This is a genomic window from Mycobacterium persicum (assembly GCF_002086675.1).
GTDB lineage: Bacteria > Actinomycetota > Actinomycetes > Mycobacteriales > Mycobacteriaceae > Mycobacterium > Mycobacterium persicum.
The window spans coordinates 18175-44608 of the sequence record NZ_MVIF01000017.1 but is presented as its reverse complement, the minus strand read 5'-3'; the positions used below and the strand labels follow the sequence as shown (position 1 = coordinate 44608).

At 66.2% G+C, this 26434-nt stretch carries 23 protein-coding genes and 1 tRNA gene; 11 read left to right on the top strand and 13 right to left on the bottom strand.

What is annotated here, in order from left to right:
- Positions 1-11 precede the first annotated feature (11 nt).
- The 4 genes from BST40_RS08325 to BST40_RS08310 all read left to right on the top strand — a co-directional run bounded on the left by BST40_RS08325 (position 12) and on the right by BST40_RS08310 (position 5334).
- A complete protein-coding gene (locus tag BST40_RS08325; RefSeq protein ID WP_083153983.1) occupies positions 12-1475 on the top strand; it encodes a flippase in 1464 nt (487 codons plus the stop codon).
- Between the two features lie 124 nt (positions 1476-1599).
- On the top strand, positions 1600-2157 hold the full coding sequence (locus tag BST40_RS08320; protein WP_075549282.1) for a serine acetyltransferase: 558 nt from the start codon (positions 1600-1602) through the stop codon (positions 2155-2157).
- 127 nt (positions 2158-2284) lie between these two features.
- Positions 2285-4285 (top strand): glycosyltransferase, encoded by a 2001-nt coding sequence (locus BST40_RS08315; RefSeq protein ID WP_083044278.1) that lies wholly within the window; start codon positions 2285-2287, stop codon positions 4283-4285.
- Positions 4282-5334 (top strand): glycosyltransferase, encoded by a 1053-nt coding sequence (locus tag BST40_RS08310; protein WP_075549218.1) that lies wholly within the window; start codon positions 4282-4284, stop codon positions 5332-5334. The genes BST40_RS08315 and BST40_RS08310 overlap by 4 nt, the downstream gene beginning before the upstream one ends.
- 19 nt (positions 5335-5353) lie before the next feature.
- Here BST40_RS08310 and BST40_RS08305 read toward each other — a convergent pair whose 3' ends face one another.
- Together BST40_RS08305 and BST40_RS08300 are read right to left on the bottom strand one after the other, a co-directional pair.
- Entirely contained in the window at positions 5354-6310 is a 957-nt protein-coding gene (locus tag BST40_RS08305; protein WP_232336919.1) for a class I SAM-dependent methyltransferase, read from the bottom strand.
- A 13-nt stretch (positions 6311-6323) separates the two neighbouring features.
- Positions 6324-8324 carry a hypothetical protein gene (locus tag BST40_RS08300; protein ID WP_083153982.1) on the bottom strand — a complete coding sequence of 667 codons (2001 nt, stop codon included), beginning with the start codon at positions 8322-8324 and terminating at the stop codon, positions 6324-6326.
- A gap of 670 nt (positions 8325-8994) precedes the next feature.
- On the opposite strand from BST40_RS08300, the gene BST40_RS08295 reads away from it, so the two are divergent.
- Positions 8995-10017: a glycosyltransferase family 4 protein gene (locus tag BST40_RS08295; RefSeq protein ID WP_082275621.1), complete on the top strand. Its 1023-nt coding sequence runs from the start codon at positions 8995-8997 to the stop codon at positions 10015-10017.
- A 4-nt stretch (positions 10018-10021) separates the two neighbouring features.
- Here the strand turns inward: BST40_RS08295 and BST40_RS08290 are convergent, their stop codons facing one another.
- The gene (locus tag BST40_RS08290) at positions 10022-11092 is read right to left on the bottom strand and encodes a polysaccharide deacetylase family protein (protein WP_083044275.1); all 1071 of its coding nucleotides are present in this window, start codon (positions 11090-11092) and stop codon (positions 10022-10024) included.
- Between the two features lie 251 nt (positions 11093-11343).
- Between BST40_RS08290 and BST40_RS08285 the strand changes: the two genes are divergently transcribed.
- Entirely contained in the window at positions 11344-12450 is a 1107-nt protein-coding gene (locus BST40_RS08285; RefSeq protein WP_244174317.1) for an FkbM family methyltransferase, read from the top strand.
- Positions 12451-12537: 87 nt separating this feature from the next.
- Positions 12538-13284, top strand: coding sequence for a class I SAM-dependent methyltransferase (locus BST40_RS08280; RefSeq protein WP_176357450.1), 747 nt, complete (start codon positions 12538-12540; stop codon positions 13282-13284).
- A 30-nt stretch (positions 13285-13314) separates the two neighbouring features.
- Here the strand turns inward: BST40_RS08280 and BST40_RS08275 are convergent, their stop codons facing one another.
- The 5 genes from BST40_RS08275 to BST40_RS08255 form a co-directional block, all read right to left on the bottom strand.
- Positions 13315-13821, bottom strand: coding sequence for a class I SAM-dependent methyltransferase (locus BST40_RS08275; protein WP_240316685.1), 507 nt, complete (start codon positions 13819-13821; stop codon positions 13315-13317).
- Between the two features lie 338 nt (positions 13822-14159).
- Complete coding sequence (locus BST40_RS08270; protein WP_232336917.1) at positions 14160-14918, bottom strand: class I SAM-dependent methyltransferase; 759 nt, start codon at positions 14916-14918, stop codon at positions 14160-14162.
- Between the two features lie 76 nt (positions 14919-14994).
- Entirely contained in the window at positions 14995-16092 is a 1098-nt protein-coding gene (locus tag BST40_RS08265) for a glycosyltransferase family 4 protein (protein WP_232336916.1), read from the bottom strand.
- A 20-nt stretch (positions 16093-16112) separates the two neighbouring features.
- Entirely contained in the window at positions 16113-17585 is a 1473-nt protein-coding gene (locus BST40_RS08260) for an O-antigen ligase family protein (protein ID WP_075549212.1), read from the bottom strand.
- A complete protein-coding gene (locus BST40_RS08255; RefSeq protein ID WP_075549211.1) occupies positions 17582-18964 on the bottom strand; it encodes a tyrosine-protein kinase domain-containing protein in 1383 nt (460 codons plus the stop codon). Before BST40_RS08255 ends, BST40_RS08260 begins: the two co-directional genes overlap by 4 nt.
- A 339-nt stretch (positions 18965-19303) precedes the next feature.
- Here BST40_RS08255 and BST40_RS08250 point away from each other — a divergent pair, with 339 nt between their 5' ends.
- Positions 19304-20098 carry an FkbM family methyltransferase gene (locus BST40_RS08250; RefSeq protein ID WP_075549277.1) on the top strand — a complete coding sequence of 265 codons (795 nt, stop codon included), beginning with the start codon at positions 19304-19306 and terminating at the stop codon, positions 20096-20098.
- Positions 20099-20111: 13 nt separating this feature from the next.
- On the opposite strand, the gene BST40_RS08245 is transcribed toward BST40_RS08250, so the two are convergent.
- The 5 genes from BST40_RS08245 to BST40_RS08225 form a co-directional block, all read right to left on the bottom strand.
- Positions 20112-20184, bottom strand: a tRNA-Ala gene (locus BST40_RS08245).
- A 52-nt stretch (positions 20185-20236) separates the two neighbouring features.
- Positions 20237-21388 (bottom strand): divisome protein SepX/GlpR, encoded by a 1152-nt coding sequence (gene sepX / locus BST40_RS08240; protein ID WP_075549210.1) that lies wholly within the window; start codon positions 21386-21388, stop codon positions 20237-20239.
- 199 nt (positions 21389-21587) lie between these two features.
- The gene (locus BST40_RS08235) at positions 21588-22241 is read right to left on the bottom strand and encodes a GNAT family N-acetyltransferase (RefSeq protein WP_082275620.1); all 654 of its coding nucleotides are present in this window, start codon (positions 22239-22241) and stop codon (positions 21588-21590) included.
- Positions 22242-22262: 21 nt separating this feature from the next.
- Positions 22263-23552, bottom strand: coding sequence for a molybdotransferase-like divisome protein Glp (gene glp / locus BST40_RS08230; protein ID WP_083044273.1), 1290 nt, complete (start codon positions 23550-23552; stop codon positions 22263-22265).
- 85 nt (positions 23553-23637) lie between these two features.
- On the bottom strand, positions 23638-24546 hold the full coding sequence (locus BST40_RS08225) for a UTP--glucose-1-phosphate uridylyltransferase (RefSeq protein ID WP_063471203.1): 909 nt from the start codon (positions 24544-24546) through the stop codon (positions 23638-23640).
- Positions 24547-24623: 77 nt separating this feature from the next.
- Here BST40_RS08225 and BST40_RS08220 point away from each other — a divergent pair, with 77 nt between their 5' ends.
- From BST40_RS08220 to BST40_RS08210, 3 genes are all read left to right on the top strand, one after another.
- Positions 24624-25220: a 5-formyltetrahydrofolate cyclo-ligase gene (locus tag BST40_RS08220; RefSeq protein ID WP_083153991.1), complete on the top strand. Its 597-nt coding sequence runs from the start codon at positions 24624-24626 to the stop codon at positions 25218-25220.
- 69 nt (positions 25221-25289) lie between these two features.
- Positions 25290-25601 (top strand): FmdB family zinc ribbon protein, encoded by a 312-nt coding sequence (locus BST40_RS08215; RefSeq protein ID WP_083044272.1) that lies wholly within the window; start codon positions 25290-25292, stop codon positions 25599-25601.
- Positions 25602-25666: 65 nt separating this feature from the next.
- Positions 25667-26332 (top strand): SAF domain-containing protein, encoded by a 666-nt coding sequence (locus BST40_RS08210; protein WP_083044458.1) that lies wholly within the window; start codon positions 25667-25669, stop codon positions 26330-26332.
- Positions 26333-26434 lie beyond the last annotated feature (102 nt).

Here is a 26434-nt window from a genome sequence, read left to right as displayed (position 1 = left end):
GGCCGTGAGCCATGACTGAGCCGACGGCACCCGGTGCGGTAGCACCATCGGTGCCGGTCGCGCGGTTGGCTCACGCGTTCTCGATCCAGCTGATCTGCCGGATGCTCGGGATGCTGGCCTCGGTGGTCTCGGTGGCAATGACCGCTCGTTATCTGGGCCCGGACCGCTACGGCCAGCTCACCATCGCGGTCGCATTCATCGGAATGTGGGCAAGCCTGGTCGATCTCGGCGTCGGGCGGGTGATCGTGCGTCGGGTGACCTCCGGCCACGACGATCTGGAGCGCCTGGTCCGGATCTACAACGGGATATCCCTGCTGTATTGCGTTCCGCTCGCGGCGTTGGCGGCGGGAACCGGCTTGCTGCTGTATCGCGACCACCAAGTGCGGGTGATGCTCGTGGTGTTGTCGACGCAACTGCTCATCGTGACAATGACGACACGGCTCGAGCCGGTGTTTCAGACCACCGTGCGGTTCTTCGCGGTGGCGGTCTCCGACGTCGTCGGGCGGTTGGCCACGCTGGCCGTGATCGCGTTTCTGGTGGCGGAACGAGCCGACGTCATCTGGTTCGCGGTAGTACAGCTCATTCCGACGACCCTGCAGGTGCTGATCCAGAGCAGCGCTGCCGCGCGTCATGTCTCGTTGCGTCCCAGCTTCGCGTTGCGCGAGGCCGCGGATCTGTTGCGGGAGAGCCTCTTTCCGATGGGCGTGACAATGATCACCGTGCTGTACTGGCGCGCCGACGGGGTGATCCTGTCCTTGGTGAACAACCATTCCGAGGTGGGCGTTTACGGCTTGGCGTCCTCGATCGCGCTCAACACCCTGGTGGTGTCGGTGTTCTTCCTCAAGTCCACGCTCTCGACGGCCACCGAACTGTTTGCGCGCGATGTCGCGGCATTTGCCGGCTTCATGCGCCGCAGTGTCGAGCTGATGTATTTCCTGGCGGTCCCGGGCGCGGTTGTCGGCGCGTTGCTCGCCGCACCGCTGATCAGGTTGTTCGGCAACCAGGCATTCGTTGGCCGCGGCACACCGACGCTGGCGCTGCTCTTCGTCGCGGTGGCATTGCGCTTCGTCACCACCACTCTGGGCGAGGGGCTGTTCGCCAGTCACCGCCAGCGGTTCTGGTTCTGGCTGTCGGTCGCCACCCTCGCGTTCAACGTCGTGCTCAACCTCGCCCTGGGCGGGCGGCTGGGCGCGGTGGGAGCCGGCATCGCGCTGGTGTGCACGGAGCTGGCCAACATGATGATTGCCAGCTGGTGCCTACACCGTCAGTGCGGTTACCACACGCCGGTGACGTTCTTGCTGCGGTTGCTGGTACCGACCGCGGCGAGTGTCGGTGTGACGCTGCTGCTTTCGGGTCAGCACGTGGCCCTGGTACTGGGTGCTGCCGCTGCCGCGTACCTGGCCACCAGCGCGGCGTTCGGCCCGGTCACCTGGCAGACTTTAGCCTTGCTGCGCCGCGATCAGCTGGCGGCGTGACCGTGAGAACGGACCGCGCGAATCTGGTGCATCCCGTCGGCGCTACCGATGCGCTGCCTCCGGGCCCGGCAATACCACAACTAAAGGCGGGCCACCTGATTGATGCATGTAGTACGGTGTGGCCGTGATCAGGACTCGCGAGGACTTGCGGGCATACCTGGCAGCGGACCTGAAAGCACACGGCTTGCAGCGTTGGCGGCTCCGTCACCGAATCTTGAAGCGTTCAGCCCATTTTCAGCGCCTGCTGCGAAAATCGGAGTATTGGACCAATACCGCACGGACCCCGACAGCACACGTGGTGGCCGCATATCTAAGGTTACGAACCAAGTTCTTGGGCGAACGACTCGGATTCGACATCCCGCGCAACGTCTTTGGCCCGGGTCTGTCGATCGCTCACGCCGGCCTGATAGTCGTGCACTACAAAGCTCGGGTCGGCGCGAATTGCCGGATTCATCACGGAGTGACGATAGGAGAGGGGCGGCCGGGCCAGTTCCCGACCATCGGCGACGACGTGTTCATTTCGCCGATGGCGATGGTGCTGGGCGCCGACGTCGGCAACCGCGTCGCCATCCGACCGGGCGCGGTGGTCACCAAATCGGTGCCGGACGACGTCGACGTCGCTGGGTATCCGGCCCGGATCGTCAACGACCGCCACCCGGGCACGGCGCTCACCGAGGACTGACGGTGCCGGTAGCAGAAGCGAATGTCGTTGCCGCGCTGCTACTCTGGTGTCGCCGCGGTTATCCTCACGGACGGTTGCGCGACGGGCTCCGCCGGCCCGCGGGCCTGGCGCGGGAAGCGGTGTGGGCATGACCCGCGAAATCGACCGGGCATATCTGCAACGCCCAATCGGCGACTCGCCCACGCTGCCGTCGGAGCGGTCACTTGCGGTGCTGATCGTGTCCGGCAAGAGCCACGACGGCCTCGAGATGTGCCTGCACAGTGTCGCCGAGCAGCTGCCCGAGCTACCGGTCTACGTCTATGACAGCCGCTGCCAGGGGTGCCCCGGCCGCGAGGAACTGGCCGCCGGCCACCCGACGGTCCACTGGGTGCCGGGTCCGGGGAACCGCGGCTTCGCCGCTGCCTTCAACGCGCTGGTGACCCACACCCCGAGCGACGCCGATCTGCTATTGCTCAATGCCGATGCCCGGATACGGGGACCGTTGACCCGCACCAGAGAATTGCTTCGCCGGCCTCGGGTGGCGGCAGTGTCGCCGATGGTGTATGACGACACCGCACCCGGTGGGCGACCGTGGGATATCGCGGCCCGCCGCGAGACCCTGATCCGGGCGCTGGTTGCCGCTGCCGGCTACTCCGACTCGCTGCGCAGCACGCCGGTGTCACCCCGCTACTCCCGCCAGCCACCCGAATCTAAAAGCATCGAAGGCTGTTTGGGAACTACCTGTCTGGCGATCAGCCGCGCGGCATGGAACACCATCGGCGGTTTCGACGAGGAGTTCTTTCGCTACGGCGAGGCGGCCGACTGGCAGAACCGGGCCCGCGCGGCGGGCTGGCGCGTTCTGCTGGCCGACGAAGTGGGCGCCGACCGGGTTAATCCGGTGACCGGCGCCGGCTCGACCCTCGAGGGTGCCGTCGCGGCTGCCGAACACCGCCGCAACCGAGACCTGGCGCGCACCAACGCCGCGCTGCTTCTCGAACATCAACACAGCGTTCACCACGCGGACGTCTACCTGGCCGCCACCAAGCTGGTGGAGCGACTGCATCGATCGAAGCGCTCCCCCGGCAGCAGCGCCCGGGCCGGCCGCCGAACCGACCCGCCGGCGATCGTGATCGTCACCAACCGCCTGGTGTACGGCGGTGCAGAGCGTCAAAAGGCGCTGCTAGCAACGGAATTAGACCGCCGGGGCTATCACGTCACCATTGTCTGCGTACAACGGTTCGGCCCGCTGATCAACGAAATTCCGCCCAGCGTGCGGGTGGTCCGCCAGCCCTGGTGGGCGCCGATCGTCGATATTCCGGCGGGCCCGGCGGTGCTCATCAGCGGCGACACCAATACCGAGACGGGATTTGCCACCCTGTGGCGCGCAGCTGCCAAGGGCCGGCGCTGGTTGGTCGCCGCGCACATTCCGCCGGATGACGGCCGGCCCATCTACTCCCGGCCACTGACCGCGGCGATGCGCCGTGCCGACGGATTTATCGTTCTGGCACAACGTCATTGGGAGATGCTGGCCGTACACCATCGACTTGGCGGACGCCGCTTCGTCGCACCCAACGGCGTCGCCACGGCCGGCGACCCGGCCCCCCCGATCCGGGGCGTCGGTGAGCCGCCGCACCTGGTGATGCTCTCGCGGATCGTCGAGCACAAAAACCCGCAGCTGTTGATCGAGGCGCTCGGCGGCCTCACCGAGATGCGATGGCGGCTCTCGATTTTCGGTGACGGCCCCGACCGGGAGCGGTTGCAGGCGCGCACTCCGACCAGGTTGCGCGACCGGGTTCAGTGGCGCGGCTGGTCGGCGGGCCCCGGGCAGGCATTGGCCGACGCCGATCTGCTATGCGTCCCAAGCCGTTCCGAGGCGTTCCCGCTGGTGATCCTCGAGGCGATGGCACGGGCGGTGCCGGTTGCGGCGTCGGCGGTGTGCGCGGTGCCGGAAATGCTGGACTTCGGAAGGGCGGGGTTCGTCGTCGAACCCGTGTCGGTGTCGGGATGGCGAGAACAGCTGGCCGAGATCCTGGCAGACCCCGCCGCGCTGCCATCGGTGGGACGGCGCGGCTTCCACCGGATGCAACAGCACTACACGGTTGCGGCAATGGCCGATGCCTACCTCGATGCGATCGCCACAGTGCTATGAATCCGCCTCGGGTGCTGTGGCTTTCACCGTGGATGCGGTCGCTGGCACGGGTGCAGGCGGAGGCGCTGATCCGCCGCGGCACCGAGGTCCTGCTGGTGACCTCCGACCAGCATCCGGAGTCGGGCGCGGCCCGTGACTACGAGTTGGTGCTCGATCCACGGTTTCGCACCGCGGCAACCTGGCCCGCGAGCCTCGCGGCGTGGCGCCGCGTCCGTGACTACCGGCCGCACGTCGTGATCGCCGAGCTGGTTCGCGATCCCCGCTGGATCGCGCTGGCCGGCCGGGCTCCGCGTATTCAGCTGGTGCACGACGACAGTCCGCACGACCCCGTCGAACACCGGCCGGCCTACGAACACGCCCTCTTTGACCGCTGGGGCGCCCGCTCGGTGGCCACCGTGACCTACAGCGACTACGTCGCCGCGGCCGTCGCCACCCGCCGCGACGTCGCCGGCACCCGGGTGCATGTCGTGCCGCTGACCAGCGACCTGGCCCCGGCCCTGGTGCCGCCGCTAGTCGGCCCGGAAGGACGCCATGACTTCGTCATGATCGGCCGGCTGCACCCCTACAAGAACGTCGAGGTGGTGCTGCAAGCCTGGCAGCGGCACGTCGGCAGCGGCTGGCGAGGTGACAACCTGGTGCTCATCGGCGGGCCACTGGACGCCGGCCCGCTGCCCAAACACACCCGCTGGCTTCCCGGCAGCTATCGCTACCGCGACGTGGTGACGACGCTGGCCGCCGCGAAGGGCTCGGTCGCCCACTATCGGCGCGCTTCACAAAGCGGTGTGCAGGTGCTCTCGATGCAGCTGGGCGTCATGCCGATCGTGTCCACCGCCGGTGCGCTGCCCGAATACCAGCCACCGGGCCGCCCACCCATCGGTATCGACGACGTGGCCGGTCTGGCGGCCGCCTTCGACGCGCTGGCCGACCCGGCCGTCGCGGCGCGACAGGGAGCCGCGGCGGCACGCCACTACACGCGGCGATTCGCCGTGGACCATACCGCGGATCGCTTGCTGGACGTCATCACGGCGGTGGCGCACCGCCGGCCTTGACCAGGGAACCGCGCGAATTTCATTTCTCGGCGACGATGGAGAGGGTTTCGGAGAAAACGCCGAACTTGGAAAGCATTTTTCCGCACCCGCGGCGCACGGCGGGAGCGCGTAAGACACGCAGAAATCTTTCCGCGACGAATTCGGCCCGTAGAAATGAAATCCCCGCCGCGTCCGGTCCACCAAATCTTCTCACGCCGAACGCCGTGAGGATCAGCAGGAATCGCCGGGGTACAAATCCATAATGTATGGAGCGGTAACCGGCCCGCCGGGCGGCGTCGACGAGTTCGCGGCACGTGTATTCTTTCAGGTGCATCCCCGCCGCCTCGCCGCATTTGAATACGCGCGAGACGTCGTGCGGCCCGGTATATCGATGGGGAGTATTGAAGATATATTTACCACCGCTTTTCAATATGTTGCGGACGCTTCGTAGATGACTATCCAGATCGTCGGGGTGGATATGCTCGATGAGCTGGTCGGACACCACGATATCGTAGGACTCGGGAGGTTCGAACTCATCGAGATGCACGCCGTCGGATATCGCCCAGGAAGGATTCGCGCGTGACTCGGGCATCAATTTCTGTCCCCGTTCGCGAGTGATCTCCGTTCCTCGGCAGTCATAACCACCAGCCGCCAGAAATGAAATCAGGCCGCCCTGGCCGGAACCGATTTCATAGATCGATTTCGGTGGCTGCCCGATCAGGTCGACCCATCTCCCGAATTTTTCGTGGGGATTTTGCGGGTCGGCTTTCTCGGAAAACTGGTTGAGCCACTCCAATTCCGCGTAGAGGCGGGTGTAGCAGTGATCGAAGGTATCCCACCGGTCTGCTGGAGCCGATTGACGCAGTTCTGACGTCAATTGTTTTTCCAGATCCCAATGAGCTAATATCATCTGCTCGGTGATGTTCACCTCGGCCGGAATGCCGTAGGTTTTCTTGTAGCGTGAGATTAACTTGTTTCCCCTGGGTTCCACCGACATTCCCGGTTGACTGTCAGCCCCGCAGCCTTCCGCGGCGGCCGCGCAGCACGATCACCGCTGCGCCGATGACGGCCAGCGCAGCCCACGCCCCGCCGAACCACCACAGCCATCCCCAGTCGGAGTGAGTCTGCGATGCCGGAACCGGGCCGGGCATGCCCAGGCGGTCGACGGTCACCGGGTCTTGCCCGGGTACGGCCACCAGCGCGACACCTTTGACGCCCGGCCACCGGGTGCTGTCGGCGTCGAGCCATCTGAGGAGGTCGTCGAGCTGCGCGGACGCGCCGTTGGAGGTGGCGATCAGCAGCGACCGGCCGCGGTTGAAGACCGTCTGAAGAGACGCGAACCGCAGTGTCGGGTCCAGTGTGAGCTTGGTGGGCTTGCCGTCGGATCCGAAGGCATTGATGGTGATTGGCCCGGTGGGCCCCGCGGACACCGGAAGCACGATGTCGGGGTGGTTCCACCCGTCAGCGGCGATCACGATCGCCGGATTTGACGAATCGATCGCTTGTCGCGGGCTCGTCACGGCGGTGTCGATGGGTATCGAGCTGGTTCGCTGCAGGCCGACCATGATGTCGACGGCGCGCGCGGTGTCGCTGAACGAGTGGGGCTCGATGCCCACCTGGACCGTGGGCATGAGCGCTTGCGGCACCGATGACAGCCCATCGGGGACCGGCGGTTTGGCGGGGCTACTCTGCACGGTGGTGTCGCCGTTGATGGTCAACGACAGCAGCTGGTCTCCGGCGCCGGCGACGTAGAAGTCTCCACAACGGCCAACGTTGCCCGAAATATCCAGCGTCACAGTAAGACCGGTCCACCGCTGCAGGAGCCGATCCGGGACATCGATCCAGCGGTCAATGGTGCCGTGGCCGTCGGTGGGCCAGTGGTCAATGACTTCCGGGCCGACTGTTACTTCTATCTGACCGCTCATCGTGGTCGGCGTCGGAGAGTAGGACCCCCGCAGATGGACGCGCACCGAGTGGATGGATCTGCCAAACCGGGTCTGGTCCAAGCCGATCACCACCCGTGGTTGCAGCCCCGTGGAGTTGACCACGGGCTGACCCAGATCCCGCAGCGTGGTGGTGTCGCCGGGCAGTTGGATGCCGCTCTGCAGCGATGTGGCGACGGCCTTGGCAGCCAGCGCCAACCCGGACAGGTTGCTGAACAGCAAAGCCGTGTCGGATGCGTTGCTCGGCCCGAGTGGTCCGGAGATCAACAGCCACGGCACGCCGGTGGCGCCTTGAAGGGAAAGCCCGTTGTCGGGTCCCTCTTTGACGACGACCTGGCGTTCCTGTGGTGACGGCGGCGTCGGCGGCCCGGCCTGCCCCTCTTTCAACGGCACCACGACGATCTCCGGGTTCTGTTTGCCGTAGTGCGCGGCGGCGGAGGTGGCCACTCGAATTGCCGTGTCGGACTCGGCTGCCGACGGCGATTCGGGCACAAATATGGTCAGTTTCCGCAGCACCGGCGGCAGGAAATGGGCCACCGTGGTGGGCGGCTGTTCAACCCCGGTATAGCCGACGGTTCCGTTGATCAGCCGCAACGGGCTCCATGGATAGACGCAGAATCCCTCTTGCGGCACCAGATGTGCGCGCAGCAACACCGTCGCCGAATCGTTGACCACTTGCGCTCCGGCCAGCGGGATGACGATCGGCGCTTGGTCGGTGATGGGCAGGCTCACCTTCGCGATTTGACGCTCGTCCTGCGTGACGGTGATGATCCCGGACCGCAGGTTGATCGGCGGTTCCACGATCGCGTTCAAAGCCGCCGGTGTCAGCCCGCGCGGGACCGGCACGCTCAGCGCGATCGTGCCGTCCAAGCCGTAGAAAGCCATGGTGGAACTGGAACCGATATCGGACAACGCCAGGGTCAACGAGGCCGTCGTTCGGGCCGGTTCGCCGGGCTCGGTCGTGGTGCCCGGTTCGGTGGGCTCGGCCCAGGATGCGGGGGCGCTGACGGTCAACAATCCGATGACAGCGGCCAGTGCAATGACTCTGCCCATATATTTCCGACCCATCACCGGAACAGTATGCAGTGTTGACGCCGCGTCGAAAGCAAATAGAGATGAATCGCGGGCGCCGCTCACTGGGTAGCCGCTGAGCCATCCGTAAGGGAAGGCCGAGCTAGCCAGGGTAAGGTCAGTGGCCAAGCCGAATGATGAACGGCTGAGCAAGATTAGCCGGTTTTTCGACGAAACCGAGACGCGCGATCACTCGCCGTCGGGGCGGGCAACCGATGTTTCACCCAAACCGCACGATTGACGGGCACGGCGCCGGACATACTTTCGCTGTCGCATTTCACACATTTCGGGGCTATCGGGCTGCAGCCGAGGCTGCGCCGAACTGGCCAGCGCTCCCCGCCCCGAGGTCCGGGGTAGCGGTCGACGGTGGCGCCTCGCCCGCTTGTATGCCCGTTCCCACGAAGTTCTTGTGGCTTGGGTCGGTTGGCTGAAAGTCCTCCGTGATGCTTGCTAGAGTTCCGGCTGATCAAGGTGTCGCGGTAGCAGCCGAGATGAGGTGGCCGCCCGGGGACGCAGCCAGAACTAGGAGGCCTCGTCGTTGCCTAGACTACGGCTCCGCGAGAACCATCCAGGTGGCAACCGATCGACACCATCAGGGCCGGTCCGCTATCCGATCCGGGTACTTACCGTCGGGACCGCGCCAACCGGACCCAACAGCCGCGGCGGCATGGCGGCGGTAACTCAGTTGCTGATCGAGGACAACGACCCGCGGTTCCACGTCCGCTCGGTGGCCACCTACGTCGATGACTCCCTGCCCGCTTGGCTATGGACGGGGATCTCGGGCATGCTCAAGGCTTCGGCGCTGCTGTTGGCCGGCGTGGTCGACGTACTGCACGTGCACTTTTCATTGCGCGGCAGCGTGGTCCGCAAATCCGTACCGCTATTCGTAGCGCGAATGCGGGGCATCCCGACGATTATCCATTGTCACAGTTCTCACTTCTTCACCTGGTTCGATGGGCTGCCGGCGCCGCTGCGCCGCGCCGTACGCGCGGCACTGCGCGCCGACTACGTGGTGCTGCTCGGTGAATCTCATATGGTGGCGTCCTCCGCGAGACTCGGATTCGAGGTGTCCAAAGCCCGACTCCTCTACAACCCCGTGGTCATGCCTCGCGACGCGCCGGCGCCGCGCACCCGCCGACCATTGTCGGTGGTGTCTCTGGGCAGACTGGGCGCCAACAAGGGAAGCTACGACCTCGTTCAGGCAATCGGCTTGCTGCCCAACGACATTCGGGCCAACCTGCGGGTGACACTGGCCGGTGATGGCGAGGTGGAGCAGCTACGTCAGTTCGTTCGCGCCAATGCACTCGACGACACTATCGACGTCGCCGGGTGGGTCGGTCCTGCGGATCGGGACCGGTTGTTGGCCGACTCGGCGATCTTCGTGTTGCCCAGCTACAGCGAGGGTCTTCCGATGGCGTTGCTGGAGGCGATGGCCAACGGGGTGGTACCGGTGACCACCCCAGTGGGCGCGATACCAGAAGTGGTGACCGACGGGGTGAATGGCGTGCTCGTCAAGCCCGGCAACCCAGCACAGCTGGCGGCGGCGCTGCAAGACCTCTTAGTCGATGCCGAATTGCGCGATCGGCTGGCCACCGCCGCCTATGCGCGTGCCAGCAAGTTCGACGTCTCGCGCTGGCGGGACGCATTGCACGACGTGTGGCTGGCCGCCGCCGCATCCCGGCGCCGCTAGGGTTTTAGCCTGCGCCGGCCGTCCCGCGGCTACCGCCATAGCGACGCGGCAGCCCGCCGGAGACCATCAACCGGAAGTAGTCGAACGATGAATCGCTGCCGACCGCCAACCGCGGCAATTCCAGTGGATCGCAGCGACGGTGAGCGAATCCCGCCGTGGTCGTCAACGCCCAGCGCACACCACGACCGCGCAGGACGTCCTTAGCGCGAGCATCGAAATCCCGCAGCCGGCCATTAGGGTACGCGAAAATTGTTGGCGCGCATCCAGTCTCGCGCTCGATCGCCGCACAGGACTGTGCGATCTCCCGCTCGACCTTGTCATCGCTGCAGCGGGCGAGGATCGGGTGGGTCACCGTATGCGGATGCAGCGTCACCAGGCCGTCGCTCGCCATCTCACGGGCTTCGTCCCAGGAGAGCATCCGGAACGGACCGCCGTCGCCGCCATCGCGGTAGCCCAGCACCCGGAGCATATCGTCCAGCACGGCGATCCGTTGCGGGTCGGCCATGTCTTTCATCCGTTCAACCGCGGCGGCGTAGACCGCGCCGCGGTTGACGACACCGTCGAGTGAACGAGTGCCCAGTCCCAGCACGGCCAGATCGATCTGGCTTGCTTTGGTGCGAGCGATCGCCAGCCAAAGCCGGTCGGGCCAGAGGGCTTCGTCGCTGCCAATCATGCCCGTCGCCAGGAATACCGCCGCGGGTAGCTTCAGATCGCGCAGCACCGGGATCGCGTGGGTGGCGAGGTTGCGGGTGCCGTCGTCGAACGTTATCGCCATGGCGCGCGGCGGCAACGTCCCCGCCGCAAGTCGATCGAGAGCCTCGTGGAGCGGAAGGACGTTGAAGTGCTTGCCGATGTACTCAAGTTGACGTCGGTACAGCGCTGAGCCGAGCACATGCCAGCATGCCGGCGACAGCGGTTCGCTTTCCACACCGTGGAACATCACGATGGCGAGCAGGTTGCGGTGTCGCCGCCGGGCAAGCGTCGGAACACCGGCGGCACACAACAATCCGGCCGCGAAGTTCTTGAGGGTCGCGCGGGTCGCATGCGACGCGAGGCCGTTGAGTCGTGCCTTCACCCATTGAACTCTAACGACCGCTCGCTAGGTCTGGCTGTAACGCATTTCCGGATTGTTCCGCAGGCGGCACGGTGTTTGGTGGGTGCCGGTCGAAACCGCGACGGGGATGGTCCAATGTCACTTGCATTTGCTGCAATGGCCGGCTTCCCGAAGGGGCGCCCGATATTGTGTGTCGGTGCTTGCCTTCGACGCGGACGTCGACGCGGACGGCTTTAGCCGCCCGCGCTGGGCCGCCTCGGTTGACTGTGCGGATGGCCCGTGGTGATGCGTCGACGGGGCCGAAGCAGTGGACTCTTCCGACGGTGTCAAGGGTGCCGCCGCTCGTCGATTTCAAGCGCAACGGCTCCGTCACGGCGTGGAATCTGCTGTCTTACCCGGGCACCACAGCAACCGGCGGTGATCGATTGAGCAGCGCGCTACCGGACATCATCTCCCCGTCGCGGCTCACCCACATAGTGGACGTCGGAGCCAGCCGCAACTGCGGCGACTGGCCGTATGCGTCGATGCTCAACGCCGGCCTGTGTTTTGTGACCGGGTTCGAGCCGGGTCGGGAGGCGTTGCTCGAGTTGCAAACCAGATGCGGCCCGAACGAGCGCTACCTGCCGTTTGCGCTGGGCGACGGTAGCTCCCAGACCCTGAAGGTCTGTCCGGCACCGGGGGCGATGACCAGCCTGCTCGAACCCGACCCGCGGACGCAGGGGCTGTTCAGTCTCTTCGATCGGTTCGGCCGGGTCATCGAGCGCGTCCCACTGCACACCCGCCGCCTCGACGACATCCGCGAAATCGAGCATGTCGATTTACTGAAGATCGACATCCAGGGAGGCGAGCTGGCCGTTTTTCACAATGGGCGCGGCAAGCTCGCCGACGCGGTGGCAATTCAGACCGAGGTGTCATTTATTACCCTGTATCAACACCAGCCCCCATTCGGAGAGGTCGATTTGGAGCTGCGCCGCCAGGGGTTTATTCCGCACTGCATCCCCGGCGGTGTGAAGAAGTGGGTGATCGGCGACTTCGCGGTCGGCGACCCCTTCCGGCCGCTGAATCAGATCTTGGAGACCGATATCGTCTATGTGCGCGACTTCGTCCGCCCGGACGGGATGACCGACGAGCAGCTGAAGCATCTGGCGATGATCGCGCATTACTGCTATGGGTCGTTCGACCTCGCGTTGCGCTGTGTGCGGTTGTTGGAGGACAGGCACGCGGTGGAGGCGGGAAGTTCGCCCCGCTATCTGCGGCTTTGCCGGAGGACCGTTGGTTACAAGCGAGCGATCTGGTGGGCGCAATACAGTGCGGCCCGGCTGACAAATCGGTTGCGGGCATGGGCAAATCCGGTCGCTTCCGCCGACGGTCCGAACTGAAGTGGCGCGGCCAACGAGTGCCACCCGCCGCTACGGTCCGGGTGACGGACGCGAAGCCGGACGTCAACGAAACGTGCGGAGGACCAAGTGAGTACTCGGACGGAATTGCAGACCGTCGACACCTACAACGAGGAAGTGACACTCGTTTCGTCGATTATCAAAGGTCTTGGCGGCCCACTGGAGATCCTCGAAGCCGGTTGCGGGCTCGACTGGCCCCTCGATCTCGACGGCGTCGACTATCGGCTGACCGGTATCGATCTCGATGCTGATGCGCTCCAAAGCCGGATCGACAAGATCGGAGACCTGCACGAGGCGATCATCGGCGATCTGACGGCGCCGGCGACCATTCCGGCCGGCCGCTACGACGTCATCTACAACTCGTTCGTGCTCGAGCACATACCTGACGCCGAGCGCGCGCTGGTGAACATGGTCAACGGGCTCAAGCCGGATGGGCTGCTGGTGCTGCGGGTCCCAGACCGGGACTCGGTGTACGGCTGGACCGCAAGGCGCATGCCCTTCGGGGTTCATGTCGCTTATTACCGGTACTTCGTTCGTTACCCGGGCGCCGGAAAGCCGGGCCACTCGCCGTTTCCCACCTACTATTCGTCCCTCATTTCCCGTGACGGGATACGCGACTTCTGCAGCAGAAACGGCTGCTCGATCATGGAAGAGCGAGGCCACACCTACTATGTGCGCGGCACCGGTGCACGGGTCAGGGTGATTCGGGCATACGCGAAAGCCTTGTCGGCCTTATCTTTTGGTGCTCTAGCGTGGCGGCACAACAATCTCACCTACATCATCCGCAAGTCGCAGCCCGGCCAGATCGACGGATGACCAATCTTCGTCCCCCGGTGACCGGAAAACCTACGCCGGTCCGGTTTGGATGGCGACCAACGACTTGATCAATCCGGCAAACCGTTCGTACCAGATGGTCGACGACGGGAAGTATCGACGCATCTGCGAAATACCAATCAAATCAATCTCATCGACCTGTTCCTGCGCCTGCGCACGAGTGTGCGTTCGAATGTGGCCGCGGTTCCAGTGCATCGATATCTGCACGCGCGCCTCGTAGGGCAACCATTGCATGCCGGGAAAAAGCCAGTGCGGTTCGATCGGAAAATACCGATACGGCGTCTGCACCCAATGTCGGTCGCCCAGCGAGCGGACGTTGTCAGCCAATCGTTGGCGCCGCACGTGACCGCCCACGTGTTCGAGCAGCGAATTGGAGTACACCAGATCGAAGTGGTCGCTCACGATCGCCGCGGGCAGGTCACACGCATCCGCGTGGATCGCGACAATACCCTTGACCTGGCCCTCGACCGGCGGTTCCTGGGGCAGCAGGTTTACCACCGTGACCGATTTCGGCAGCACCGGCGCCAATAGCCACGACTCGGGTGTTCCGCCGAGGTCCAGCACTCGCATTTCCCGAAGCGACGGGAAGGTCTCGATGAGGTGCCGCCACCGTCGCGCCCGAGCGCGCCCGGACAGCGATCGTCTGGAATTGACGCCCGTAGCGGCATCCCGCAACCAGGTTGACATTCGCCCCGACTCTTTGAGGTCGCCCGTCGGTGAATCTAGCATCGCGGCATTAGAACACCTGCAGCCGGCAAGTGCCGCGTAGCGAGAGTAATCTGTCGCGGCGGCCGTCCGCAAGAGCGCAATGTATTCAGACATAAAGCGAGACTGGGCAATTCCGGCCCGGAATCGGCCTACGACGATCGGACACCGAAGACGGCATAAATGCTGACCGTGGTAAATCGGTCCAGCCGCCGGAACCGCTTGCGGGCCTTCTCGAGTACCGGCAGTAACCGTTTGTCGCCGCAGTTGTAGGCGAGGTGAATGATCCGCAGCCCACTGGCGGCGAACGCGGCCCGGAACTGGTCGGGGGTATTGCCGTTGAGGCCGATGTCCAAGAGCGAGCCCACCGGATGTCCGTTGTGCCGGGCGGCGGCCGCATACACCACACGCTCGGGCAAAATTGCATGCGCCCACGGCACTTTCAGCCCGGTGCGACCATGGTCGCCGTAGGGGCTGTAATACAGCGGGCTGAAGCCTGCGTAGAGAATTCCCTGTGGCCGGGCCAATTGCTTGTCGAGCGCCTTGAGCAACGACGCGACGTCCGGGGCATGCTCGAAGGCGTCCTTGGAGACGATCACATCGAATGGTTCGGCTACCGGCAGGGACATCGCATCGGCCGCTCGAAAAGTCACCCGGTCGAGCAACTGCGGAAATTCCTGCGCCACCTTGCGGTTGGCGAATGCGATGAGGTTCTCGTCCAGATCGACGCCCAGCACACTGGCCCCCGCTTGAGCCATTTCGATGGACAGCGCTCCGAGGCCACAGCCGACATCGAGCACGCGTTTGCCGGTCCAGTCCGGGGCCGCGAATCCCAGCCGGTGCCAATACTCTTTGTTGGACTCCGTCTGCAATTCGAAGAACTGCTCGGCGAACTCTTCGCTTTGCGTCAACGCGGCACTTCCCGTCTGTGCGATGGTGTGGCAACTGAATCTAGCCGGTTCGCCGATACCGTCGACACGAATCCACCTACCGCGAATGCGCTGCCGACGTGCTCGCCAGGCGGGTCCACAGCTGTGTCAGCCGCTGATACCAGCGGTCGAGTCCGAAGTCGCTAGCCCGCTCGCGTGCGGCGCTGCCCAGGTGCGCCCGCAGCTGTTCGTCGGTCACCAGTGCGCTCAGCGCTTCCGCGATCTCACCGGGGCGGCCGGGGCGGACGATCAGGCCGTCGACGCGATCACTGACCACCTCTGCGATGCTGCCGACTATCGTGGTCACCGGCGCCAGCCCGTATGCCATTGCTTCCAGCAGCGCCACCGGCAGACCTTCGCTGTAGCTGGGTAATACGAAAACGTGTGCGCTGCCGAGTAATTCGTCGCGTGCCGCGGGGTCCAGCCAGCCCGCCACGCGGATCGTCGCATCTAGCCCGGCGTTGCTGACCGCCGCGCGCACCTCGTCGACGTCGCCGTCGCCGGCCAGCGTCACCCGCAGCCGACGGCGAACAGTAGCGTCGAGCGAGGCGACGGCGGCGATCACGTCGTAGCTGCCCTTGCGTGCCCCCAGCCGACCCAACGACACCGCATGGACCGGCTCGGCACCGCTCTGGGTCACCGGTGTGTCCGGAATCCGGACTGCGTTGTGTAACACGCCGATTCGGCTACCGGCCAATCGGAGCCGGCTGGCGTACTCCGCGGCGTGACGCTCGCCCAGCACCAGCCAGCAATCGGCGGCCAGCATCCGCCGCACCGCTGCCCGGACCAGCGGCGGCAGTTGATCGAACCAGCCGCCGAAGTCGTAGCTGTGGGCGTGCACCACCGTAGGTATGCCGGTCAGCCGCGCCGCCCACAGCGGGAATGCCTTGCGGATCACGCTGCCACCGTGCGCCAGATGAACATGCAGAACATCGGTGTGCCCGCGCAGCACCAGCCAGGTGGCGCGCACCATCCCGTGGACCCCGACCCGCAGCCGCCGCCATCGCGGTTCGTCGACGAACGTCGGCACCACCGTGACATGGATCCGCTCGTCGGGATGTGCCGCCATGAGCGCGATCACCGCGGCCATGCCGCCCCGGCTGTCCGCGGCGATCGGCGCCGGACCCACCACCAGCACCCGCAGCGGCCCCGGCACCGAAGTCTCCCCGGCCCAATTCACCCGAGCCCACCGGTGAGCACCGGCGCCCGGTTGGCGGCCGTCCCGTCCGCTTCCGCGCCCGTGGACCGCGCGCCGGCGAACCCCATCGTCGCTCCCAGGGCCAGACCCAGTGAAACGGCGTCGGTCGGCATCTCCGGCAACGGCCATACGGCGGACATCGCGAGGAGGCCGGCGCTGACCGCCGCACTGATCTTCGCCGGCGCCGATGCCCGGCGCAGCGCCCGAAACAGCGGCGTCAGCGCGAACACGGCAAATGCCGCCATGCCCACCGCCCCGGCCTTGGCAAGCCACCACAGGTAGAAGAGATGGGAGTAGGTCGGATAGAACTTCATGGTGAACTCGTCCGGGTCGTTCCCGTACGGCAGCTGGTAGGCATAGCCCAGACCGTGGCCGAACAGCGGCGCCTGCGCGATCGCGCGGTCGAGGTTGTCGACTTCGCGCAGCCTGTCCAGCGTCGATGGGTCCACTGCCAACGCACCCGTCGAAACCCCGCCGAGCACCCGGCGATTGAATGCGCTGAACTGCTCGGCGACCCACGCGCCGGTCGACGAACCCTGCAGCAAGAACAGCGACCATGCCAGCGTCGCCGCAACGACGACCGCACCGATCGCGGTAAGGGTGACCGATCGGCGCAGGGTTGACCAGCTGAACCCGGCAAGTAGGGCGACGACGGCGGCCACCGCGAACGAGATCAATGGGTTTCGGCTGAATGACAGCAGCGTGATGATCGACGCGGGTGGGCCCAGCGCCAGATACATTGCGGGCCTGGCTCCCCCGACGATCGCGGCGGCGATCAGTGCGGTCAGCACGGCGGTGGCCGGTGTCTGGGCCGACAGGATGATCCGCAGGGCCTCGCCGGCACCGGTGCCCTGCAGGGTTTCGGCCCGGCCGGCGAGCCGGATGGCATGAAACGAACCCACGATTGCCATGGCAGCCGAGAACCACAGAATCAGGACCATCGCATGGATCGACCCTTTGACGTAATTGCCCTTCACGATCAGCAACGCAAGGATGAATCCGGCGACCATTTCGAGCAGCGTCGTCGATTCACGGATCACCACCCAGGAGGCATGTCCGGCGGCCAGTCCGGCAACGGTCGAAAACACCACCATCAACGCGAACATCCCCGGCAGGACGAAGTCGGAGAATCGCGGTTTCACGACCGGGATCAGGTAACAGATCGCCAGCACCAGCGCTGCCTGGTAGGCGTAAATCACCGCCGGGCCGACGACCTTGCCGACGTGCAAGTCGGCCGGCAGTGCCGCGAACGCCCAGAAAAGCGCGACCCAGACCATCGCTTCGGGCTTTGCCCAGTACACGACCAGGCTGAATATCGCTGCGATCAGCATCAGTCCCTGACCGGTCTGGCGTACCGCGAACACACCCACCAGAAAGCATCCGAACAGAAAAGTGGCGAACACTGCTCCGGTCGTCACCAAGCGATGGCGATCCCGCAGGTAGAAAATCACGGCGACCCGCTGACCTTTGCCCGATAGATCCGAGCCGCGGCTCTGGTGTGCCGGGGCACTCGGGCGTCGGTCAGCACGGTGCCGGCGAGCTGCGCGCCGGCAGCGCGCAGCGCGGTCAGCGCGTCGTTGAGTTCCTCGACGGTGGTGCGCCCCGCCCGCACCACTAACACCGTGGCTTGAACGGCGCCGGCCAGCAGACCGGTGTCGGCTGTCGCCAGCACCGGCGGCCCGTCGACCACCATTCGGTCGAAACGCGACGACAGGTCCGCCAGCACGGTGTCGATCACTTCCGGTAGATAGGCACTGCAGGGCGAAGTCTCGCGGCGGACGAATCGGGACGCGAGAATGAACAGCTTCGAAATCGGCGTCCGCTTCACGGTTTCGGCGGCAATAGCGGGGTTGGCCAGCGCGTTGGCCAGTCCCTCCCCCGATTCGACTCGCAGCAAACCGGCGATCACGGGTCGGCGGGTATCGCCCTCGACCAACAGCACGTCTTCGCCGAATTCGGCAAGCGCCAGCGACAAGTTCAGCGCCGTCGTCGTGGTTCCTTCACCGCCGAACGGCGCTGCCACCAGCACGCGACGGGCCTCGGGTCCGATGGCCCTGAGCAGTCGGGTGCGCAAACCGCGCACCGCGTCGTCGACCGTGACGTCGGAGCCGAACCGCGGTGTGGTGCCGTGCTTTCCGGGCAATTCGGCCAATGTCGGCAGGCCGGAAAGTTGTTCCAACTTCCCGCGGCTGCGGACGGTGCGATCGCTGGCCTCCCGGGTCAGTGCCACCGCGATGCCAAGCAGCACCCCGGCGGTGAGTCCCATCGCCAAGTTGCGCAGCGGCATCGGCCTGATCGGACGGCTGGGTATCTCGGGCTGCTTGACGACGATCGCGGTGGCCGTCGGCATCGGCTTCGGCGGCTGGGGTGCGTCCCGGCCCTGCGGACGCGCGTTGAGGTCGAGTGTCGGGACCAGCGTGGCAAACGAATCGGCCATCGCTCCGGCGAGCAGCGCGGCACGCTTGGGATCGGTATCGGTGACGGTGATCGTGAACAGCATCGACTTCGGGGTGTATTTCACCTGGGTATTGCTCACCAGGGTGTCGCCGCTGATCGGGAGTTGCAGACGACTGACGGCGCGCTCTGCTACGGCACGCCCGCCGGCAATCTCGGCGTACGACGACAACCGGTCTTGTGCAGCCTGCCCGCCCCAGTAGACCTCGGTGACGTCGGTCGCGCCAGCAATCGAGATGAAAACGGTGGCCGACGATTGGTACGCCTTGTTCTGGAAGATCGTGACTGCTGCCGCACCGGCCAGACAGGCCAGCAGCGCGGCCGCGACGAGTTTCCATCGCATGAGGAGGGTCTGAACGAAGGTGCGGAAATCCATCCACTGCCCTTTCTTGACCCGACCTTGACCCGACGTCACACGAATAGGGCCGATACTGTCTACTGCGCACCCGCGGCGCCGACCGCGAGCACATTATGCAGCATTACCGTGCAACGCATCGTCAAGATCGCTGCGTAGGGCCGAACAATCGCGAATTTTGCTGACTCCCGGTATGCCGCGCCGCGGCTCGCCTGCCTGGCAGGACAGGTAGGGAGTCGGGCATAGCGTAGGATCCACGCCGCAGCGTTATCTTCACGCCCAGCAACGAGGTAGCCGGTAGCGAATGGCCATGGACGCACAGCCGGTGATCGCGAGGAAATGCTGCTGGAGATACGCCACATGCCCCTAGCGCGCTCGGTCAAACGCCGGCTGGCCCCGGCGGTGAAAGCTGTCGCGCCACGCTTGTTCTGGCGGCGGAAATACCGATTGCTCCAGCGTCTCGACGAATCCGGCACGGACGCGCGGCTGGCGGCGTCGTTATGCGATCCGAACCGCATTTCGCTGGATATCGGAGCCGACGTCGGCGACGTCACGATCGCGATGCTTCCGGCGTCGCGGTCGGTCATAGCGTTCGAACCCCGGCCGGCCCAGGCCCGCGATCTGGCGGCCATGTTCGCTGCGGTCGACGCCGCGGTGCGGGTGGAGGCGGTGGCGCTCTCGGACAAGTCCGGCGTGGCGGCCATGCGTGTCGTCGACTCCGAACCGGGCCGGAGCACGATCGACACCCACAATGTCCTGGGCGACGTGGATGGCAGCGGCATCCAGTGCATCGACGTGCCGGTCAAGCGCCTCGACGATCTGCGGTTGGACGGCGTCGGCCTGATCAAGATCGACGTCGAGGGCCACGAACTGGCTGTGTTGCGCGGCGCCGCGGAAACGCTCCGGCGCAACCGGCCGGTGATTCTGGTGGAAGCCGAGGAACGCCATCGCCCCAACGCCGTCGCTGACATCACCGCGTTGCTGACGGGCTTCGGCTATGCGGGCTACTTCGAACTCGGCGACACTCGGCGGCCGGTCGAAGAGTTCGACCCCACGCAGCATCAAAACCCGGCAAACATCGGCGGCCCGGACGACTCGTGGGCGGTCCACGGCGTGTACGTCAACAACTTCGTGTTCGTGCCGGTGGAGGGGTGAAGCTCAAACCCTGTGGAGCTAAGGGGATTCGAACCCCTGACCTACTCGATGCGAACGAGTCGCGCTACCAACTGCGCCATAGCCCCTGATCGCTAGCAGGCTACCAGCCGCGGCAGCCGATTACCGAACCTGCCGGGGCTACTGACCGACGGCGCGCGGTAGATCGCGCGACCACCCGTAGTGTCGCATCGGGACCGCGCTGTCCAGGTGCTCGAAGATCGGGTCCTCGTCGTCGATTTCCAGGACCACCGCGCCGGGACGCCGCAACCGGGACGGCACCACGTCGTAGTCGCGGTCATGAGCGTTCTCCACGCCGACCCGCGCCCGCGCCATCCGATGCATCCGGCGACGACGGACCTTCTCCTCGATGCGGGTTTGCCGGCGCAAATAGGCCAGGTAGAGAACGGTGACTGTGATGGCGCTACCGCACAACCACCATGCCAGCGGCGTCACCTCGAAGGCCGCAACCGCCGAGCCCACCAGGACCAACGCCATCGCCATCAGCATGCGCTTGCGAAACGCGTACTTGCGCGCGCTCACCGCGGCGGCGGTCTTGGTGTCGAACCGGCGCCGCCGTGAGGCGCCGGGGGTGAAACTGGCCGGCACGTCGTGGTCGTCCTCGGGATCCTCCGCAGGTTCCAGACCGGATGAGTCCTCGACGTATTCGTATTCGTCGTCCGCACGGCCGGCACGGTCGGCATGCTCCCGGCCGCCGGCCCGCACCGCGAACAGTTCTGCGGTGTCGAGTTCTGAGTCGTCAGCGGCGTCGTCCTCGACGGCGGGTTCATCCGCATCGGATCGGCCATCGACCGCCAGCGGCGTGGGCTCGGCCATTCGGGCGCTGGCCCCGACCGGAAGCGCTCCCGCGTTCTCCTCGACCACCTCGACGTCCAGGTAGTCCGGCCGGTCGTCCTCGGTTTCGCGAGCCGCGCGCGCGGCGCCGACCTTCATGACGACCGCCCCCCGGCTGGCGTCGTCGGCAACGTCGGCGTCCTTCGCCACATCGTGGACCGGAGCGGTGTCCTGCTCCTCGTCGTCTTCGGCCTGGCCAATGGGCTCGGCGCCCCACTCTTCCTCGGGTTTCCAGTGGGGATCACTGCGATGACCGGCGGCGGGACCCGTGCGCTTGAGCAGTCGCGCGCTGGCACCACCATTGAGCACCCGGGTCGCCAAGGCGACGTCGCTGGTGCGCCGCACCGCGTCGCGTTTGCTGATGAGCATGGGCACCAGCACGAACAGCCAGAGCACCACGAGCGATATCCACAAGAGCGACTGCGGGATGCTTGGCATGGTACCTGCTCTCTTCGGTTCCGATCTCCGCGCGGCCCTATCGTTGGCCAACGCGGCCGGGCCATGCGCCTGAGGCAATTACACACCTGTAATTTGCCTCTCACAAGCACCACGAGTCACACGTGTCGCGTCAGCCACAATTTTCCCGATCAACGGCGGCTCGCCCGAGCCTTGCTGAACCGCACTTCGCGGCTCCGGCTCAGGGCAAACTCGCCAGGCCGGCGCGGATCAGCCTCGACACCACCGACCCGTCGACCTCTTCCATGGTGATCGCCACCAGCAGGTGGTCGCGCCATGCCGAGTCGACCTGGAGGTAGCGGCGCAGCAGCCCTTCCTCGCGAAAACCGACCTTCGCCAAAACGGCACGGCTGGCGGCATTCTCCGGACGCACGGTGGCCTCCACCCGATGCAGTCCCACCCGGCCGAAGCTGTGGTCGAGGCCCAGCGCCAAGGCACCGGTGGCCACCCCACCACCGGTATGGGTGCTCGGCACCCAGTAGCCGATCCAGGCCGATCGAAGCGCCCCGTGAGTGACGTTGCCAATGGTCAATTGACCGCAGAACTTCCCGTCGAGCTCGATGACGTAGGGCAGCATGCGGCCTTTGCGAGCCTCCGAACGCAGACCCGAACACACCGCCGGCCATGCGGCGACCGAATGCCGGATCGTCCAGTCACCTTCCGCGCTCGGCTCCCACGGCTCCAGGTGGGCACGATCGGCCATCCGGATCCGGCTCCACTGCGCGCCGTCGCGCATCCGGACCGGTCGCAATCGGATCACTCCCGCCCGGACCCGCAGCGGCCCGACGTTCATCGGCCACCCGGGATGGCGGTAACTCGAGCGCAACAGGTTCACAAGAAAGTGCCGCGGTTGCGCCTAGCCGTGCTGGGCCAGGAAGGCGACGTCGACGATCTCGCCGGTGCGAATCTGCTCCGCTCCGGTGGGAACCACAACCAGACAGTTGGCCTCGGCCAAGGTGGCGAGCAGGTGCGACGATCCGCCCGCGGCCCCGCCAAGCGCTTGCACCAGGTACTCGCCGCTATCCTGATCGCGCATCAGCTGACCGCGCAGGTAACCCTTGCGCCCGGCCACCGAGGTAATCGGCGACAAGGTGCGGGCCTGCACGATCCGGCGCATCGGCTGCCGCTTGCCCAGCGACAGCCTGATCAGCGGCCGGACCATCACCTCAAAAACCACCAGCGCGCTGACCGGATTGGCCGGCAGCAGAAACGTCGGAACCCGATCGCGCCCCAACTGCCCGAACCCCTGGACAGATCCGGGATGCATCGCGACCCGGACGACTTCCATCTCGCCGAGTTCGGACAGCACCGCGCGCACCGCTTCGGCGGCAGCACCGCCGACCCCGCCGGCGATCACCACCAGCTCCGCGCGGTTGAGCTGACCCTCGACGATCTCGCCGAGTTCCTTGGGGTTGTTGCTGACGATGCCGACCCGGTTCACCTCGGCCCCGGCATCGCGGCCGGCGGCGGCCAAGGCGTAGGAGTTGACGTCATACACCTGCCCGTTGCCCGGGGTCCGACAGATGTCGACCAACTCGCCGCCGACGGCCATGACCGACAGCCGCGGACGCGGGTGCACCAGCACCCGTTCCCGGCCGACCGCAGCCAGCAGGCCCACCTGCGCCGGGCCGATGATGGTGCCGGCGCGCACCGCGACGTCACCGGGCTGCACATCGTCCCCGGCATGGCGCACATAGGCGCCCGACGGCGCGCCGCGCAGCACCCGCACCCGCGACATCCCACCGTCGGTCCAGCGCAACGGCAGCACGGTATCGGCCAAGGTGGGCAGCGGGGCCCCGGTCTGCACCCGGGCCGCCTGGCGCGGCTGCAGCCTCGTCGGGGTGCGCGCACCCGCTTCGATGGTGCCCATCACCGGCAGGGTCACCACCTCGCGGCCCTCGAGGCTCGCGTCGTCGGCAAAGAACTCGGTGGCCCCCGGGCCAAGGTCTTGGCCGACACCCATCACGTCGACGCTGCGCACCGCGTAGCCGTCGATCGCGGCCTGGTCGAAACCGGGCAGCGGGCGCTCGGTCACCACTTCCTCGGCACACATCAGACCCTGCGCCTCGGCGATGGCAACCCGGATCGGCCTCGGGGCTACCGCGGCGGCCGATATTCGGGCCTGCTGCTCCTCCACAGAACGCACAGCACGCCTTTCCGTCGAGCCAGGTGGGCGAGCTGGGCCCGATCACCCGGCTCGCCCCGAGGGCGGGTCGCCCCACGCTGCCCGGCTACTGCTCGGTCAGACCCAATCGCGCCACCAACCATCGCCGCAACTCCGGGCCGTAATCGTCGCGATCCAATGCAAAGTCAACCGCAGCCTTGAGGTAGCCGCCGGGATTTCCCAAGTCGTGTCGGGATCCCCGGTGCACGACCACGTGCACCGGATGGCCCTCGGCAATCAGCAGCGCAATGGCGTCGGTGAGCTGGACTTCCCCACCCGCTCCCCGGTCGATGCGGCGCAACGCATCGAAGATCGCCCGGTCGAGCACGTAGCGACCGGCTGCCGCGTACATCGACGGGGCGTCCTGCGCCTTGGGCTTTTCGACCATCCCCTTGACCCTCAGCACGTCGGCCATCTCGGCATCCGGGGCCGGTTCGACATCGAAGACCCCGTAGGCGCTGATCTCCTCGGGTGTCACCTCGATGGCGCATAACACTGTGCCGCCTAGCCGGGCCCGTACCTTCGACATGGTCTTCAGCACCCCGGTCGGCAGCACCAGGTCATCGGGCAGCAGCACCGCGACGGCGTCCTCGTCCGCAGCCAGCGCGGGCTCTACACAGCCGATGGCGTGTCCGAGTCCCAGCGGCTCCGACTGCACCACGGACTCCACCTTGATCAGCTCCGGAGCGCGACGCACCTTGGCCAGCATGGCCGTCTTGCCGCGGGCCTCGAGGGTGCCCTCGAGCACCAGATCCTCGACGAAATGGGCGACCACACTGTCCTTGCCCTCGGAGGTGACGATCACCAGGCGCTCGGCACCGGCGGCAGCCGCCTCGGCGGCCACCAGCTCGATTCCGGGCGTGTCGACGACCGGCAGCAGCTCCTTGGGCACCGTCTTGGTCGCGGGCAGAAACCGCGTGCCCAGGCCGGCTGCGGGGACGATCGCCGTGAAAGGGACCGGAACATCTGATGACATCGTTCACACGATAACTCTCACCGGATTTGCCGGGTGGGTTCGGCGTGGCGAATTCCCGGCCTGTCATCGTTGTGGGCGTGACAACCGCAGGCAAGGCAGCGTTGCGGCGACGGGTGCTGGCCGCGCGTCGCCTGGTTGCCGACGACGTCCGGGCCACCGAGGCTGGGCTGTTCATCCGGCATCTGGAGCCGTTGGTGAGCGGCCACATCACGGTCTGCGCCTATGTGCCGGTGGGCGGCGAGCCCGGGTCGATGGACATGCTCATGGCATTGCGGCACCGCGCGGCACGGGTGCTGTTGCCGGTGGCCCGGGTCGCCGCGGACAACGTCCCATTAGCGCTGTTGTGGGGTGAGTACCGCCCCGGCGAGCTGGTGCGGGGCCGGTGGGGACTGCTGGAGCCGCCCGAACCCTGGCTGCCGGAATCGGCGGTGACCGAGGCCGGCCTGGTACTCGTGCCGGCGCTGGCCGTGGACCGCCGGGGCGTGCGGCTGGGCAAGGGGCTTGGTTTCTACGACCGCTCCCTGGCTGGGATGAACCCGCACACATGGCTGATTGCGCTGGTCCGCGACGAGGAATTGGTCGACGAACTGCCGCAGGAAGCACACGACGTGCGAATGACCCATGTCGTCACACCCACATGCGGATTAATCGCGCTCCCGTGCGGGAATGACTGATGTCACGTGGTGGTTCTAGCACTTGAGAAGGTAGAGTGCTAGCCCAAGCCGAATTTTCCGGAGGTTCTTGTGCCGACTTACAGCTACGCGTGCACCGAGTGCGCCGACCGCTTCGACGTTGTGCAAGCCTTCACCGACGAAGCGCTGACCACCTGCGGGAAGTGCTCCGGTCGGCTGCGCAAGCTGTTCAACTCGGTTGGCGTCGTCTTCAAGGGCAGCGGTTTTTACCGCACCGACAGCCGCGAAACCGACAAGAAGTCGAAGAGCTCCACCAACGGGTCGTCATCCACCGAGTCCACGTCGAGCGAGACCAAGTCGTCGAGCCCGGCGGAGAAGTCCACCAGCACCGCCGCCCCGGTTACCGCGGGCGCTACGAGCTGACCGGTTATCCACAGGTCGCTTCCTGACCGGCATCGCCGGCGCTGCTTCGCGCATACGGTGTGTCGGTGGCCGAACCATCGCTGAACGCATCCCTGTTCAGCCGCCTATCGATGCTGCTGCGCCCGGACTGGACCCGGACCGTCCTGGCGCGGCGCATCGCCGCCGCTGGACTCGTCGTGCTGGCCGGCGTAGCAGCGCTGCGGTCGAATACCGAGGCCGAGGGTTCGCAGGTGGTGGTCGCCGCTCGGGACCTGCGCCCGGGCAGTGCTCTGACCTATGACGACATCCGGCTCGAAACGCGTTCGGCGGCAACGCTTCCCGATGGATCACGGGCCGACCTGGAGGCAGTGGTCGGTTCGACGCTGGCAGGCCCGGCGCGACGCGGCGAGGTGCTCACCGATGTGCGGATCCTGGGCAGCCGACTGGCCGAGTCGACTGCCGGTCCCGGCGCCCGCATCGTCCCACTCCATCTGGCCGATAGCGCGCTGATCGACCTTGTCCGGGTCGGCGACGTGGTGGACGTGCTTGCGGCGCCGGCTACCGACTCACCGGCGGCTGCGTCGCCGGTCAGCAAGGTCGTGGCCACCGACGCCGTCGTCGTGCTGGTGTCGGCCAAACAGGAACTTCAGTCACGCGATGACCGGGTGGTGTTGGTCGTCCTGCCGGCACGCCTGGCGAATACGGTCGCGGGCGCGGTGCTGGGGCAGACGGTGACGCTGACCTTGCATTGAGCCGGCAGCCACAAATAACCCGCATCTGAGATACCGTCTGCCTTCGACGTGCCGAGACAACGGCCCGGCATGCAAGCACAGGATCAGACGACATCGACTGGG

Excerpts from the sequence above, each read along its gene's own strand:
- BST40_RS08325 (WP_083153983.1), top strand. The coding sequence starts at position 12 with ATGACTGAGCCGACGGCACCCGGTGCGGTAGCACCATCGGTGCCGGTC.
- BST40_RS08315 (WP_083044278.1), top strand. The coding sequence starts at position 2,285 with ATGACCCGCGAAATCGACCGGGCATATCTGCAACGCCCAATCGGCGAC.
- BST40_RS08310 (WP_075549218.1), top strand. The coding sequence starts at position 4,282 with ATGAATCCGCCTCGGGTGCTGTGGCTTTCACCGTGGATGCGGTCGCTG.
- BST40_RS08305 (WP_232336919.1), bottom strand. The coding sequence starts at position 6,310 with ATGTCGGTGGAACCCAGGGGAAACAAGTTAATCTCACGCTACAAGAAA.
- BST40_RS08300 (WP_083153982.1), bottom strand. The coding sequence starts at position 8,324 with ATGGGTCGGAAATATATGGGCAGAGTCATTGCACTGGCCGCTGTCATC.
- BST40_RS08295 (WP_082275621.1), top strand. The coding sequence starts at position 8,995 with ATGGCGGCGGTAACTCAGTTGCTGATCGAGGACAACGACCCGCGGTTC.
- BST40_RS08285 (WP_244174317.1), top strand. The coding sequence starts at position 11,344 with ATGGCCCGTGGTGATGCGTCGACGGGGCCGAAGCAGTGGACTCTTCCG.
- BST40_RS08255 (WP_075549211.1), bottom strand. The coding sequence starts at position 18,964 with ATGGATTTCCGCACCTTCGTTCAGACCCTCCTCATGCGATGGAAACTC.
- BST40_RS08250 (WP_075549277.1), top strand. The coding sequence starts at position 19,304 with ATGCCCCTAGCGCGCTCGGTCAAACGCCGGCTGGCCCCGGCGGTGAAA.
- sepX (WP_075549210.1), bottom strand. The coding sequence starts at position 21,388 with ATGCCAAGCATCCCGCAGTCGCTCTTGTGGATATCGCTCGTGGTGCTC.
- BST40_RS08225 (WP_063471203.1), bottom strand. The coding sequence starts at position 24,546 with ATGTCATCAGATGTTCCGGTCCCTTTCACGGCGATCGTCCCCGCAGCC.